The organism is Bacillus amyloliquefaciens DSM 7 = ATCC 23350 (assembly GCF_000196735.1).
In the GTDB taxonomy this organism is placed as follows: domain Bacteria; phylum Bacillota; class Bacilli; order Bacillales; family Bacillaceae; genus Bacillus; species Bacillus amyloliquefaciens.
Genome location: NC_014551.1, coordinates 3,417,142 through 3,432,542, shown reverse-complemented (window position 1 = coordinate 3,432,542; position 15,401 = coordinate 3,417,142). Strand labels below are relative to the sequence as shown.

13 protein-coding genes and 1 pseudogene are annotated in these 15,401 nt (G+C 46.5%); 9 read left to right on the top strand and 5 right to left on the bottom strand.

Going from position 1 to position 15,401, the window contains the following annotated elements:
- The first annotated feature begins 54 nt into the window (after positions 1-54).
- From secA to ftsX, 6 genes are all read left to right on the top strand, one after another.
- A complete protein-coding gene (gene secA / locus BAMF_RS37685) occupies positions 55-2,580 on the top strand; it encodes a preprotein translocase subunit SecA (RefSeq protein ID WP_013353770.1) in 2,526 nt (841 codons plus the stop codon).
- Between the two features lie 74 nt (positions 2,581-2,654).
- Positions 2,655-3,756, top strand: a protein-coding gene (gene prfB, locus BAMF_RS37680) for a peptide chain release factor 2 (protein WP_115996803.1) whose coding sequence is annotated in 2 segments (ribosomal slippage) — positions 2,655-2,726 and positions 2,728-3,756 — 1,101 coding nt in all. Because the reading frame shifts where the segments join, the coding sequence is not laid out codon by codon here.
- Positions 3,757-3,926: 170 nt separating this feature from the next.
- A complete protein-coding gene (locus BAMF_RS37675; RefSeq protein ID WP_013353768.1) occupies positions 3,927-4,775 on the top strand; it encodes a YitT family protein in 849 nt (282 codons plus the stop codon).
- A gap of 35 nt (positions 4,776-4,810) precedes the next feature.
- On the top strand, positions 4,811-5,152 hold the full coding sequence (cccB, locus tag BAMF_RS37670) for a cytochrome c551 (protein ID WP_013353767.1): 342 nt from the start codon (positions 4,811-4,813) through the stop codon (positions 5,150-5,152).
- A 219-nt stretch (positions 5,153-5,371) separates the two neighbouring features.
- The gene (gene ftsE, locus BAMF_RS37665) at positions 5,372-6,058 is read left to right on the top strand and encodes a cell division ATP-binding protein FtsE (RefSeq protein WP_003151418.1); all 687 of its coding nucleotides are present in this window, start codon (positions 5,372-5,374) and stop codon (positions 6,056-6,058) included.
- On the top strand, positions 6,051-6,941 hold the full coding sequence (gene ftsX / locus BAMF_RS37660; RefSeq protein ID WP_013353766.1) for a permease-like cell division protein FtsX: 891 nt from the start codon (positions 6,051-6,053) through the stop codon (positions 6,939-6,941). Before ftsE ends, ftsX begins: the two co-directional genes overlap by 8 nt.
- A gap of 48 nt (positions 6,942-6,989) precedes the next feature.
- On the opposite strand, the gene BAMF_RS37655 is transcribed toward ftsX, so the two are convergent.
- Positions 6,990-8,396, bottom strand: coding sequence for a right-handed parallel beta-helix repeat-containing protein (locus BAMF_RS37655; protein ID WP_013353765.1), 1,407 nt, complete (start codon positions 8,394-8,396; stop codon positions 6,990-6,992).
- A gap of 207 nt (positions 8,397-8,603) precedes the next feature.
- Between BAMF_RS37655 and ctpB the strand changes: the two genes are divergently transcribed.
- The 3 genes from ctpB to BAMF_RS37640 all read left to right on the top strand — a co-directional run bounded on the left by ctpB (position 8,604) and on the right by BAMF_RS37640 (position 11,953).
- Positions 8,604-9,962, top strand: a complete 1,359-nt coding sequence (ctpB, locus tag BAMF_RS37650) for a carboxy-terminal processing protease CtpB (RefSeq protein ID WP_374107361.1) — start codon at positions 8,604-8,606, stop codon at positions 9,960-9,962.
- 372 nt (positions 9,963-10,334) lie between these two features.
- A complete protein-coding gene (swrA, locus tag BAMF_RS37645; RefSeq protein ID WP_013353763.1) occupies positions 10,335-10,688 on the top strand; it encodes a swarming motility protein SwrAA in 354 nt (117 codons plus the stop codon).
- Positions 10,689-10,762: 74 nt separating this feature from the next.
- A complete protein-coding gene (locus BAMF_RS37640; RefSeq protein ID WP_013353762.1) occupies positions 10,763-11,953 on the top strand; it encodes a S1C family serine protease in 1,191 nt (396 codons plus the stop codon).
- Positions 11,954-11,995: 42 nt separating this feature from the next.
- On the opposite strand, the gene BAMF_RS37635 is transcribed toward BAMF_RS37640, so the two are convergent.
- From BAMF_RS37635 to BAMF_RS37620, 4 genes and pseudogenes are all read right to left on the bottom strand, one after another.
- Complete coding sequence (locus tag BAMF_RS37635) at positions 11,996-12,739, bottom strand: beta-propeller fold lactonase family protein (protein ID WP_013353761.1); 744 nt, start codon at positions 12,737-12,739, stop codon at positions 11,996-11,998.
- A 209-nt stretch (positions 12,740-12,948) separates the two neighbouring features.
- Positions 12,949-13,278, bottom strand: a pseudogene (locus BAMF_RS41935) (BslA/BslB family hydrophobin); the annotation flags it as partial.
- A 161-nt stretch (positions 13,279-13,439) separates the two neighbouring features.
- A complete protein-coding gene (locus BAMF_RS37625; protein ID WP_013353760.1) occupies positions 13,440-14,777 on the bottom strand; it encodes an MFS transporter in 1,338 nt (445 codons plus the stop codon).
- A gap of 27 nt (positions 14,778-14,804) precedes the next feature.
- A complete protein-coding gene (locus BAMF_RS37620; protein WP_013353759.1) occupies positions 14,805-15,374 on the bottom strand; it encodes a TetR/AcrR family transcriptional regulator in 570 nt (189 codons plus the stop codon).
- Between the last annotated feature and the right edge of the window lie 27 nt (positions 15,375-15,401).

The following is a 15,401-nucleotide window of genomic DNA, read 5'->3' as shown; positions in this document are numbered from 1 at the left end:
AATTATCATTTATTCCATGCGAAATTTGCATGTGAACATAGAGGAGCGTTATAGATGCTTGGGATTTTAAATAAAATGTTTGATCCGACCAAACGTGCGCTGAACAAATACGAAAAAATTGCAAATGACATTGATGCTGTAAAAGGAGATTATGAAAATCTCTCTGACGATGCGCTTAAACATAAAACGGAAGAATTCAGAGAGCGGCTTGAAAAAGGAGAAACGACGGATGACCTTCTTGTCGAAGCGTTTGCCGTCGTTCGTGAAGCTTCCCGCCGCGTAACCGGCATGTTCCCGTTTAAAGTGCAGCTGATGGGGGGCCTTGCCCTTCATGAGGGGAATATCGCCGAAATGAAAACAGGGGAAGGGAAAACGCTGACGTCCACGCTTCCCGTATATTTAAATGCTTTGACGGGAAAAGGCGTTCACGTCGTAACAGTCAACGAATATCTGGCAAGCCGTGATGCTGAGCAAATGGGAGAAATTTTTACGTTTCTCGGGCTTACGGTCGGCCTGAACCTGAATTCGATGTCAAAAGACGAAAAACGCGAAGCTTACGCAGCCGATATCACGTATTCCACGAATAATGAACTCGGCTTTGATTATTTGCGTGACAATATGGTGCTTTATAAAGAACAAATGGTGCAGCGTCCGCTTCATTTTGCCGTTATTGATGAAGTCGATTCCATTTTAGTCGATGAAGCGAGAACGCCATTGATTATTTCCGGACAAGCTCAGAAGTCCACAAAACTGTACGTGCAGGCAAATGCGTTTGTCCGCACACTCAAGAAGGATCAGGATTATACGTATGACGTCAAAACGAAGGGCGTTCAGCTGACGGAAGAAGGAATGACGAAGGCTGAAAAAGCGTTCGGCATCGACAACCTGTTCGATGTCAAAAACGTCGCCTTAAACCACCATATCAACCAGGCTTTAAAAGCCCATGCAGCGATGCAGAAAGACGTGGATTATGTTGTTGAGGACGGCCAGGTCGTCATCGTTGATTCCTTCACCGGCCGTCTGATGAAAGGACGCCGCTACAGCGAAGGCCTTCACCAGGCGATTGAAGCAAAAGAAGGCTTGGAGATTCAAAATGAAAGCATGACGTTGGCTACGATTACGTTCCAAAACTATTTCCGTATGTACGAAAAGCTGGCCGGTATGACCGGTACCGCAAAAACGGAAGAGGAAGAATTCCGCAATATTTATAACATGCAGGTTGTGTCCATCCCGACCAACCAGCCGGTTATCCGTGACGACCGTCCGGACTTGATCTACCGCTCAATGGAAGGGAAATTCAAGGCGGTGGCGGAGGATGTCGCCCAGCGCTACATGACCGGACAGCCGGTTCTTGTCGGTACGGTTGCCGTTGAAACGTCTGAATTGATTTCAAAACTTCTGAAAAACAAAGGAATTCCGCATCAGGTGCTGAACGCGAAAAACCATGAGCGTGAAGCTCAGATCATTGAAGAAGCGGGACAAAAAGGCGCTGTCACGATTGCGACCAACATGGCAGGACGCGGAACCGACATTAAACTCGGCGAAGGCGTAAAAGAGCTTGGCGGCCTTGCAGTCGTCGGTACGGAACGCCACGAATCCCGCCGGATTGACAACCAGCTCCGCGGACGTTCAGGACGTCAGGGAGACCCGGGCATCACACAATTTTATCTTTCAATGGAAGATGAATTGATGCGCCGTTTCGGAGCTGAACGGACGATGGCGATGCTTGACCGGTTTGGTATGGATGACACCACGCCGATCCAGAGCAAAATGGTGTCACGCGCCGTGGAATCGTCTCAAAAACGCGTTGAAGGAAACAACTTCGATTCACGTAAACAGCTTCTTCAATATGACGACGTGCTCCGTCAGCAGCGCGAAGTCATTTACAAGCAGCGTTTTGAAGTCATTGATTCTGAAAACCTGCGTGACATTGTGGAAGGCATGATCAAGTCTTCTCTGGAGCGTGCGATTGCCGCTTATACACCGAGCGAGGAGCTTCCGGAAGAATGGAATCTTGACGGACTCGTGGAGCTGGTCAATACAACGTATCTTGATGAAGGCGCGCTTGAAAAGAGCGATATCTTCGGAAAAGAACCTGATGAAATGCATGAGATGATCATGGACCGCATCATGACGAAATATAATGAAAAAGAAGAGAATTTCGGCGCAGAGCAGATGCGTGAATTTGAAAAAGTAATCGTATTGCGTGCCGTCGATTCAAAATGGATGGATCATATTGATGCGATGGATCAGCTGCGTCAAGGGATTCACCTTCGCGCTTATGCGCAGACAAATCCGCTGCGTGAATACCAAATGGAAGGTTTCGCAATGTTTGAGCACATGATTGAGTCCATTGAGGACGAGGTCGCAAAATTCGTCATGAAGGCCGAGATTGAAAGCAATCTGGAACGCGAAGAAGTTGTTCAGGGCCAAACGACGGCTCATCAGCAGCAGGACGGCGATGAAGCCAAACAAGCGAAAAAAGCGCCGGTGCGCAAAGTCGTGGATATCGGACGCAACGCGCCTTGCCATTGCGGAAGCGGAAAAAAATATAAAAATTGCTGCGGCCGGACAGAATAGTCACGACTGCAGGAAGCGAACATGACCGGGTCTGCGTCTTATGACGCCCCGGATCTTTTAATGAGGTGAATGGAATGGAATTATCAGAAATCAGGGCAGAGCTCGAAAATATGGCTTCTCGTTTAGCGGACTTCAGGGGGTCTCTTTGACCTCGAATCAAAGGAAGCCCGCATTGCAGAATTAGATGAACAGATGGCGGAACCGGAATTCTGGAATGACCAGCAGAAGGCCCAAACCGTCATCAACGAAGCGAACGGTCTGAAAGACTACGTGAACTCCTATCATCAGCTGAGCGAGTCTCACGAAGAGCTGCAAATGACATATGAGCTTTTAAAAGAAGAACCTGATCAGGAACTTCAGCAAGAGCTTGAGAAAGAGCTGAAGTCATTAACGAAGGAATTGAATGAATTTGAGCTTCAGCTGCTGCTCAGTGAACCATATGACAAAAATAACGCGATTTTAGAGCTTCACCCGGGAGCCGGCGGTACGGAATCCCAAGACTGGGGTTCCATGCTGCTCAGAATGTATACCCGCTGGGCGGAAAGACGCGGATGCAAAGTTGAAACACTTGATTATCTGCCTGGGGATGAAGCCGGAATTAAGTCGGTCACACTGCTTATTAAAGGCCACAATGCATACGGCTATTTAAAAGCGGAAAAAGGCGTACACCGTCTCGTGCGGATTTCTCCATTTGATTCATCAGGCCGCCGTCACACGTCATTCGTGTCATGTGAAGTCATGCCTGAATTCAATGAAGAAATCGATATCGAAATCCGGACCGAAGACATTAAAGTTGATACGTACCGGGCAAGCGGCGCCGGCGGACAGCATGTCAATACGACTGATTCAGCCGTTCGGATCACCCACCTGCCGACAAATGTAGTCGTCACATGCCAGACGGAACGTTCACAAATCAAAAACCGCGACAGAGCGATGAAAATGCTCAAAGCGAAGCTGTATCAGCGCAGAATTGAAGAACAGCAGGCGGAGCTTGACGAAATCCGCGGCGAACAGAAAGAAATTGGCTGGGGCAGCCAAATCCGCTCGTACGTATTCCATCCGTACTCCATGGTGAAAGATCACCGGACAAATACGGAAATGGGGAACGTGCAGGCGGTCATGGACGGAGATATTGATATCTTCATTGATGCCTATTTACGCTCCAAACTGTCATAATCCGGGAACACACCTGCCAATGGCATGGTGTGTTTTTTTTATCGCTTCTCTTTTTCCGTTTTTCACAATAGCGCTTTAGCAAATTAATACGGTATTTGGCTGTTATTTACTTCTAAGCCGGGAAGACTTAAAATGCTATCGAGAGAAAATCGGAGAACGGAGGATTTTGCATGGATGTGAATCACAATAAACCGCTCCGTCTGATCAAAGATTACATATATATCATGATCGGCGCGGCGATTACAGGGGTCGTGTTTAACGTATTTTTGCTGCCGAACCGTATAGCAGCGGGAGGAGTAAGCGGAATCAGCACCATTTTAGAAACATTTGGTTTTGAACCGGCTTACGTGCAGTGGATTATTAACATTCCTTTGTTTATCGCTGGAGTGATCATTCTCGGCGGGAAATTCGGAATGAAGACGCTTGTCGGTTCCATCGTTCTGCCGCTTGCCGTCTTTTTAACAAGAGATCTCCCTGCCGCGACGACCCATGAATTGCTGGCGGCGATTTTCGGAGGCGTGGGGATCGGTACGGGGATCGGCATCGTTTATCTCGGCAAAGGCTCCACGGGAGGAACGGCTCTGGCGGCGCAGATCATTCACAAATACACGGGGCTTTCGTTAGGGACGTGTCTTGCCATCATGGACGGATTAATTGTGCTGAGCGCGATGCTCGTTTTCGGAGTGGAACAGGGACTGTATGCGATGCTCGGGGTATTTATTTCAAGCAAAACGATTGATGTCGTACAGGTCGGGTTCAACCGTTCCAAAATGGCTTTAATCATTACGCAGCATGAAGAAGCCGTCAGGTCGGCTGTGTTTACGCAAATCGACAGGGGTGTGACGAAGATTTCCGCAGTCGGCGGGTATACGGAACATGACCGGCCGATCTTAATGTGTGTCGTCGGCCAGACCGAATTCACAAAACTGAAACAAATCGTCAAACAAATTGATGAGTCAGCTTTTGTCATTGTCGCAGACGCAAGCGAGGTGCTCGGCGAGGGTTTCAAACGCGCATAAACGGAGTTATAATAGCGAAGGGGTGCATCTTACATATGAAATCAAAATGGGCGCTGCTGGCGCTGGTTCTGACCATGTCCGTCCTGCTGGCGGCATGCGGCGGATCCAATGAATCAAAAAAAGAAAGCTCTGACAGCTCAGGCGGATCAAAAGCTTCCGCGTCAGCAGGCGAAGAGCTTTATCAGCAAAGCTGTATCGGCTGCCACGGAAAAGACTTAGAAGGCGGCGGAGGTCCCAATCTGCAGGAAGTCGGCGGGAAATATGATGAAGCTAAAATTGAAAGCATCATTAAAAACGGCCGCGGCAATATGCCGAGCCATCTTGTAAGTGATGAGGACGCCACAAAGATCGCCAAATGGCTGTCACAGAAAAAATAACAGAAAAACCTTGCCTGTTATAAGGGGCAAGGTTTTTTCACGGCCTGGGAATGAAAAGAAACTGTAATAGTAATATGTCTAAATTTGACGTATAATGAAGTGTACTGAGGAAAAGGAACTTTCAGATTTTTCATCTGTTTCCTGGTAAATCGGCCATAAACCGCAGTATTTTTGCGAACTCTATGGCTGCAAGACATAAATAAAAGATTAGGTGATTTCATGATAGAGATGAAAGAAGTATATAAATCCTATCCGAACGGTGTAAAAGCGATTAACGGGCTGTCAGTCATGATTCATCCCGGAGAATTTGTATATGTCGTAGGACCGAGCGGAGCCGGTAAATCTACTTTTATCAAAATGATTTACAGAGAAGAAAAACCGACAAAAGGGCAAATATTGATTAATCATAAAGATCTCGCGGCTGTAAAAGAAAAAGAGATTCCTTTCGTGCGGCGTAAAATAGGTGTTGTTTTCCAAGATTTCAAACTCCTTCCGAAATTGACGGTATTTGAAAACGTTGCGTTTGCGCTTGAGGTTATCGGAGAGCAGCAGTCAGTCATTAAAAAACGCGTGCTTGAAGTGCTCGATCTGGTGCAGCTGAAGCATAAAGCGCGGCAGTTTCCCGACCAGCTTTCCGGAGGAGAACAGCAGCGTGTTTCCATCGCAAGATCCATCGTCAACAATCCTGACGTCGTTATAGCTGACGAACCGACGGGCAACCTTGATCCGGTAACATCATGGGAAGTCATGAAGACGCTGGAAGAGATTAACAACCGCGGAACGACTGTCGTGATGGCGACACACAATAAAGAAATAGTAAACACCATGAAGAAACGGGTCATCGCGATCGAAGACGGAATTATTGTGCGTGATGAGTCAAGAGGGGAGTATGGTTCTTATGATTAAAATTCTCGGGCGCCATTTGCGTGAGAGTTTTAAATCTCTCGGAAGAAACACATGGATGACATTTGCATCCATCAGTGCCGTTACCGTTACATTGATATTGGTCGGCGTGTTTTTAGTCATTATGCTGAACTTAAACAACATGGCTAAAAATGCTGAAAAAGAAGTGGAGATTAAAGTATTAATTGATTTGACGTCGAATAAGAAAACGCAGGATACGCTGCAGAATGAGATTAAGGACATCTCGGGAATCCAAAGCGTAGAGTTTTCATCTAAAGATAAAGAGCTTGATCAATTGGTCAAAAGCTTCGGCGACAGCGGAAAGGCCATGAAAATGCAAGATCAGGAAAACCCGCTGAACAACGCGTTTATCGTCAAAACGACAGATCCGCATGATACGCCGAAAGTCGCGAAAAAAATTGAGAAGCTTGATCATGTGTATAAAGTGACATACGGAAAAGAAGAAGTCAGCCGTCTGTTTAAGATCGTCGGCGTGTCACGCAACATCGGGATTGCGTTAATCATCGGCCTTCTGTTCACGGCGATGTTCTTAATTTCAAATACGATTAAAATCACGATTTTCGCAAGAAGAAAAGAGATTGAAATCATGAAGCTTGTCGGTGCGACAAACTGGTTTATCCGCTGGCCGTTTTTCCTTGAAGGTCTGCTGCTCGGGGTATTCGGTTCAGTCATACCGATCGCACTCGTGCTCAGTACGTACCAGTCGATGGTCGCTTGGGTGGCTCCGAAAGTTCAGGGTTCATTTGTTTCACTTCTGCCGTACAGTCCGTTTGTGTTCCAAGTATCACTTGTGCTCATTCTGATCGGCGCGGTTATCGGAGTATGGGGAAGCCTGACTTCCATCCGAAAATTCCTTCGTGTATAAATAAAAAAAGGCCAGTCTGATAAAGACTGGCTTTTTTTGATGGTTCCGTTACTGAATGACGGGCAGGGCCGGTGATCCGGGCTTTAATGTAAAGTCATAAGACGATTCGTCACGGTACATCGGGTCCGCATAAATCGAATTTGAATCGTTTGCCGTTCCTTTTTGGTAAGCTGTGAATGAGCGGTATTCTTTGTTTTTCCAATTCCAAATGCCGTCTTTTCCTGTTTCTTTGTGATAGACGTTATGGTTAACGGTATTGCTTTCGTTTTTCGTAAAATCATTTGCGATAAAAATCCGGGAACGGCTTGCCGTCATGATGTTTTTTTCGATGGTGTTCCCTTTTGTGTCGTACTGCAGCAGCAGCTGGCCGCCGTCAAGGTTCTTCGTGTCATTTCGGTACATGATGTTGTGAGCGATCACGGAATTAATTGTGCCGCCGCGCTTCGTGTCATAGCCCCCGATTGAAATACCCGTGTAAGCATTGTTATACACCTTGTTATCCGTAATCCGGATATCTTGTGCGTATTTCCCTTTATGCTCAGAAGTGGCTTCAATGCCGAGGTCATTGTTGTAAACGGTGTTTTTCCTAATGTCCACATGTTCTGCGCCGTCAACGTAAATACCGCCCGCTGAGTATTCATTGCCGTAGGCGGGATTTCCGTAAGAGGAATTATGGCTCACTGTATTGTTTTCAATGACGCCGTTTCGCGCATAATCATTTTCTTTGGACGTTCCTTCGTAGCCGATCACGTCAATCCCGATATTGTTATTGTCCCGGATGGTATTGCCGGCGATGTTAAATCCGTCAATATTTCCGTTCAGAACTACCGCCTCGCTTGCGCCCAGCGTCTGTTTTTCAACCGTATTATTTGTGATGCTGACATCCTTCATCGCGCCTGTGCCGTAAAACGCGATGCCGTGTGCATTTCCGTCATCAGCCGTTGTTTTAATGTTTTGGATGTGGTTGCCGTCAATGGTAATATGGCTGCTTGATCCGGTGACGTAGATTCCCATCGCTGTCGCATCTTCTGATGAAACGGAGAGATTTTCAAGCGTAATGCCGTGAATGGTAATGTACTGTTTATTGAGGATTTGAATTAATGGTGTTTCAGAATCGCCGTCTGACACAGATTTGCCGCTGATGGCGACATGCTCATTCTGATAGTTCTGAAATGTAATCGGCTTCTCAGACGTGCCGCTGTGCTTGACCTCAAATGTTTCATCGTACGTTCCTTCCCGAATCAATACGGTTGTTCCGGCCTCAGCCTTTTCCGCCGCATGCTTCAATGTGCGGAAAGGCTTTTCTTTCGTTCCATCATTTTGATCGCTGCCTGCGGGAGAAACATACAGGGCATCCGTCTGCGTTTTTTCATTGGCCTCTGTTTTTTGCCAGAAAAAGGCGGTTATGCCTGCGGCCAGCACCGCTGCGGATAAAATTGATAATTTTATTTTCATATCGTATTCTCCTGTATATTTAATGAATTATATACAGAATATTATACGTTACCCATTTATATGAAACAATTGCGTATTCATTTTTTTGTTGCCATTACATGAATTCTTTCCGGTTTACACATACTATCTCCAGGTTTTCGTAAAAGGACTAAGAGGAGGTAAACGATGAAACAGAAAATTATCACAGCGATAGCGGCCGTCAGCATCATGTGCGGCGGCGCCCATATTGCCGGGGCGGCACAGCCGAATTCATCAGAAGCAGAAAGAAGCCAGGCAATGGAAAAAATCGAAAAAGCATATGAGCTGATCTCGAACGAATACGTAGAAAATGTAGATAAAGAAAAGCTTCTTGAAGGAGCGATTCAGGGGATGCTGTCTACATTAAACGACCCTTATTCCGTTTATATGGACAAGCAGACCGCCAAGCAGTTTTCCGATTCTCTTGATTCTTCTTTTGAAGGTATCGGCGCTGAAGTCGGTATGGAAGATAATAAAATCATTATCGTTTCACCGTTTAAGCAATCTCCGGCTGAAAAAGCAGGCCTCAAGCCGAATGATGAAATCATCAGTATAAACGGCGAGTCAATGAACGGGAAAGATTTAAACGAAGCCGTGCTGAAAATCAGGGGGAAAAAAGGATCGAAAGTTTCTATTAAAATACAGCGTCCGGGCACTGAAAAACAGCTGTCATTCCGGATTAAAAGAGCGGAAATTCCGCTGGAAACCGTATTTGCTTCCCGCAAAGAATCAGGCGGGCATCATGTCGGCTATATCGGCATATCCACATTTTCCGAGCATACCGCTCAGGACTTCGCAGCGGCGCTGAAAAAGCTTGAGAAACAAGGGATTGACGGGCTCGTTCTTGACGTAAGGGGAAATCCCGGCGGATACCTTCAAAGCGTCGAACAAATTTTAAAGCATTTCGTCACAAAAGACATGCCGTATATTCAAATCGCGGAACGTAACGGGAATAAAAAACAATATTTCTCAACCTTAAAACATAAAAAGCCGTATCCTATCAATGTCATCACAGATAAAGGAAGCGCCTCCGCTTCGGAAATTCTTGCGGGCGCATTGAAAGAGGCGGGACATTATGACGTTGTCGGTGATACCTCCTTCGGTAAAGGAACGGTTCAGCAGGCCGTACCTATGGGAGACGGCAGCAACATTAAATTGACGCTGTACAAATGGCTCACACCGAAAGGCAATTGGATTCACAAAAAAGGCATTACCCCGACAATCGCCGTGAGCCAGCCGGATTATTTTGCAGCGGGGCCGCTTCAGCTGAAACAGCCGCTTCAGCCTGATATGAACAGTGCGGATGTCAAACACGCCCAAATCCTGCTGAAAGGCTTGGGCTTCGACCCGGGCAGGGCGGACGGCTATTTCAGCAAAACAATGAAAAAAGCCGTTCTGGCGTTTCAAGACCGGAACAAGCTTGATAAAACAGCTGTCATTGATAAAAAAACAGCGGAAAAAATGAATCAGCTGATGAACGAGAAGAAATCTGACGAAAAAAATGATTTACAGCTGCAAATGGCGTTAAAATCATTATTTGTAAAATAAATGAAAAGGAGGCGTTTTTTTCGCCTCCTGTTTCTTTTGTCCTTCGTCAAAAATGAATCGAAAGATATATAATTATGACGTTTTTGACAAGATATTTAAAAAATTTTCACATTTAAACATTTATAAAGGACAAACATTACCCGATATTTATAGGGAAGAGAGACTTTATGCCGAGTTAATATGTATTCAAAATGAAACTTTTGAAAGTTGCCTCAGTCAGTTTTAGTTCTTACAATAAAAGAAGGTTCTAATAGAGAACAGTTTTAGTCTGGCAGCTGCATTTCAGTATTGAAAGCAGAAGTGTTTGCGGCGCTTCAGCACGGCAGCTGTAATCACCCGTGCTTATCTGGATAAAAAAATGGGGGTTCACAATTGAAGAGGGCAAGTATTGTGCGTGAAAAAAAATATTATGAATTAGTGGAACAACTAAAAGACAGAACAAAAGACGTCACATTTTCATCAACAAAAGCACTAAGTCTTCTCATGCTGTTCAGCAGATACCTGGTCAATTACACAAATGTTGAAAGTGTTCACGAAATCAATGAAGAGTGTGCAAAGCATTATTTCACTTACTTAATGAAAAACCATAAACGTTTAGGAATCAATCTGACGGATATTAAGCGGTCCATGCTTCTGATCAGCGGCGTGATCGAGGTGGAGGTCGACCACTATCTGAAAGATTTCTCTCTCTCAAATGTAACACTGTGGATGACGGAAGAGAGATAGACGTTTGAGATATTCAAGCCAATGATTATTTGGTAGAATAGAATTAAAATGTTTGGCTTGAGGCGGTGAAAGCAGTGTCTGTTCAATGGGGAATTGAACTTCTGAAAAGTATCGGTCTGTTTTTTTTGCACCCGATGTTTTGGTTTTTTATCATCATAAGTCTCGCATGCGGATATTTGCGGATTAAACGTGAACGCCATACGTTTCATACAAAAATCGCAGATATGTATGACGAGCTTATCTTTACATACATAAAAGGGCTTATACCGGGGATTCTTCTCTCCATATTATTTTTTGGACTGGGAATTTCGATTCCATTCGGTCTTCTCGGCATCATTGCGGCCGTGACGGCTTTGGCTTCGCTGACGTTCCGTATGAATTGGCTGTCATCAGCTTATATTGTCAGCGCCGGTATGTTCATTGTGTTTGTCCTTCAATATACCCACACATTGCCGTTTGCGGATCGGTTTCCGCAGGCATTCGGCGTGAATTGGGCATCGGCGGCCGTGTTCATGGGCCTTTTGATCATCACAGAGGGAGCGGCTGCTTACCGTTCAGCGCATGAAAAAACATCTCCGGCGCTTGTCGTCAGCAGCAGAGGCCTGCCCATCGGCCGTCAATTGGCGAATCGCGCATGGCTGCTTCCGCTTTTCTTATTGGTGCCGGGCAGCGGGCTTGAAACACACCTTTCTTGGTGGCCTGTCTTTACCGTGCCGGGCGGCTCTTTCCATTTGATCTGGATTCCTTATATCGCGGGCTTCGGACAGCGTGTGCAGGGATCCCTTCCGGAGGTCAGCATAAGGATAACGGCGAAACGTGTCATGTATCTCGGAATGATCGTTACCGCGTTCGGGGCAGCGGCCCTTTGGTGGACTCCGCTTGCCGGTGCTGCCGTTTGTATCGCGGTGCTCGGACGCTTGTTTTTATCATTGAGACAGCGGTTGAACGATAATGCGGCTCCGTTTTATTTCTCTAAGCGGGATCAGGGCTTAATGGTGCTCGGTATCATTCCGAATACGCCCGCGGAAGATCTTAATCTGAAGATCGGTGAGATTATTACGAAAGTAAACGGCATACCCGTGAAGCATGTATCGGATTTTTATGAAGCACTTCAAAAAAATCGCGCATTTGTAAAAATGGAGATCATCGGCCTGAACGGTGAGATCCGGTTTGATCAGCGCGCGTCCTATGAAGGCGAACATCATGAATTAGGTATTTTATTCGTGCAGGATGAACATGAGCAAGAAGAAATGACAGCATTATAAAAAAAGCCCGGTGCCGTTAGAAACACGGCGGCCGGGCTTTTTTTACGGCCGGATTACAATGTCAGCCGGATACAATTCTGAGGTAATGGTGCCGACGACGGTATCGGACGCCGTGTCAATGACGGAAATCAGATTGCTGAAAAAGTTCGTGACGAAGATACGTGTTCCGTCAGTATCCGGTTTGGCGCCGTACGGATACTGACCGACAGGAATAATCGCTGTGATCGTGTTTGCAGCTGTATTGAGCACAGATACGGTGCCGCTGCTTGAATTTAAAATATACACTTTCGCTCCGTCAGGCGTTATCGTGACACCGAGCGGATTCAGCTCCGTGTTGACGGTAGCAATGATGGTGTTTGTGCCGGTATCAATAATGGAGAGATTGTTGCTGTTAAGGTTTGTAATATAAGCCTTGCTTCCGTCCGGCGAAAAGACGAGATCGGAAGGAGAACTGTACGGCAGAATAATGGTTGCCGTCACTGTATTGTCTGCCGTGCGGATGATGGAAACGGTGTTGGTATTGGTATTCAGCACATATACAAGCTGTCCGTTCGGCGATACGGCGATGCCTGTCGGCAGAAGGCCGACGGGAATGACTGAGATGACGGTATTGGTTTGTGTGTTAATCACATAAACATTGCTGCTTTGCTGGTTGGTGACGTATATAAAGTTTCCGTTTGGCGAAGCTGCGATTTTATAAGGAGACGCGCCTGTCGGAATTCTCTTGACCTCGCTGCTTGTCTCGGTTGAGATAACGGATACGCTGTTTTCTCCCGAATTACACACGTACAAAAATCTGCCGTCGGGCTTATTGTGATGCCAAGCGGCGCAGCCTCAACCGGAATGACACTGGAAACCGTGCCGGTGATTCTGTTGATAGCGCCGACATGGTTGCTCAAATAGTTGGTCACATAAGCAAAAGCTGCCGGATTCACAGTGAGATCAGCGGAGGCCGGCAGCAGAGAACCGATGATCAGCACCGTATTTTCTGCGGAAAAGGTATACGTGCCTGCCGCCGGGAGTGTTTTGTTTGTCAGCACAAGCGTGAACTGGGCAAGTCCGAGAAGATCGAGCGTCAATGGCAACGTGACTTTTCTGCCGCCTTCTGATATTTGTGAAGAAGTTAAATTATTGTTGTTGATGGTGTCATTCGTCGTTGCGGTAAACCCTTCAGGCAGCCGGAATACGACTCCGCCTAACGAAAGCACGGAATTCGGCGAATAGGTAAGAACGAGATCTGACGCTGTTCCTTCTGTGCTGTTTTGAACGGCGCTGACTGTAAGAGACGGCGCCAGCGGCCTAACTTGGTCTGAACTCTTAGCCATTTACATTCCCCTTTTCTCTTTTAACGAAAAGATTCTCATAGAGCAAACGGCGTTGCGATACTCTATGCATCGGGGGAGTGCGGTGACACTTTGAAAGAGAAAATGAAGAAGAAAAACTAGAAAAGGTTCCGGAAAGCAGATGCTTACGGAACCTTTTTCGTTTACGCCGAATGGCTTTTTTTCGTATGAACGGTTTCCCCGGACTTAATTCCAAGTGATACGAACATGCCGATCACAGAAACGCCGATCAATATGATAAACAGAATATGAAATCCGGAGATTAACCCGATCAGTGCTGAAGAAATAATGCTTCCGAAATAACGGAAGGTGGAAAAAATCCCGGACGCGATGCCTGACATGCCCGGTTCTACCGTCGCAAGAGAAGACACCTGCATGCTCGTCAGCCCCGCACCGGATGCGATGCCGCCGACAATAAGCGATGCCATAAGGAACGGGACGGAATGGGAATAAACCAAAAGCAGAAATAAGAGATTGGCTCCGGCCATCAGCATGAAGGACAGAAAAATCATTCTTCGCGCGCCCCATTTATGATGCAGCTGAGCCCCGCCCCAGTTGCTGGCGGACATAAAAATCGAAAAGACGGACAGCGCCATGCCGCTGTGCGACGTATTCATGCTGAAGTGGCCGGTCATAAAGAGCGGCATAATCAATAGCACGGCGTACATCATTAGATTGCTTAACAGAACCGACAAATTGGCGCTTGTAAATGTCGAGCTTTTAAACAGGTCAAAATCAATAATCGGATGTTTCGTGCGCAGCTCCCGCCTGAAAAATAACGGAACAAATACAAGAATGAGCAGCGCGTATACCCAATAGCCCATAGAGCTTTCGTTTTTCGTCAGAAGAATAATAGATACAATGCTTCCGGCAAGCAAAACAGATCCGATGATATCAAGCGGCGCGTCAGAAGTTTCTTCTTTATATTTAGGAAACATCATCAATGCCGTCCCGAGTGCGATCGCAAGAAACGGAATGTTGACCCAAAAGATAGAATGCCAGCTGAAGCTCTCGATTAGAAGAGAGCCGATAAACGGGCCGAGAGCCGCGCCCAGTCCGGCACCGAGGCCGAAAAAACCGAATACTTTCGGAAGCCGTTTTTCAGACACGACATGGCGGATGATGGCGATGCTGTTTGGCGTAAGCAAAGCGCCGCCGGCGGCCTGAAGCGCCCGGAAGAAAATCAATAAGAAAAGACTTGGCGAGAGGGCGCACCCCAATGATGCGATAAGAAAAAGGCCGACGCCCCATAAATACATTTTTTTGTTCCCGTACATATCACCGAGCTTGCCGGCAATGGGCTGTGTCACGGCCATCACGATTAAATACACCGTCACTACCCATGTGATGCTGGCAATTGATTCGCTGAATGAGCGGGAAATGGATGAAAGGGCGACTGCGATCATCGTAGAATTGATGGGAACGAGTATGGCTCCCAGCAAAAGCGAAACGATCAGCGCCCATTCTTTCTTTGAACCCATCCTTCATCCTCCTAGGAGCCGGAAAAATTACCGGCTGACGATTCCTTTGATAAAAATCTCAGTGCTGTGTTTCAGCATCGTTTCCTCAGAAAGAGTAATGACCCTTTTCCCCAGCTGCAGACGGTGCATAAAATAACCGAAGACCATTGTCATAAAGACGTCTGCATTTGCTTCTTCACTGCCGGGGCTTATGATGTTTTTCTTGGTCAGCTCCTTAAAGTAAACGATTAAATCCTTTTTCACAGATTGCGGATATACGATGATATCCTGCAGGACGTCTTCGAATAGTTCCGGTTCGCGCAGGCAAATACGGAACACCTCTTTTTTTTGTTCCAATTGCTGCAAAAGGGCCGTGGCGAAATGAAGAAGATCTTCATACAGGTCGCCTTCCGCCTTGGCGATCATGTTTTCCGGTGCGGGCGCCTGCTGCTCAATCATTGCTTTCATTAGTCCTTGTTTGTTTTTAAAATTACGGAAAATCGTTGCTTCGCTTACATTCGCTTTTTCTGCGATTTCCTTTGTTGTCGCGGCGCGGTATCCTTTTTGGATAATAAGATTCATCGCAGCGTCAAGAATTCTCTTGTTCGTCGTTCTCAACATGTTTCACCTCGCGAAAATACTGGC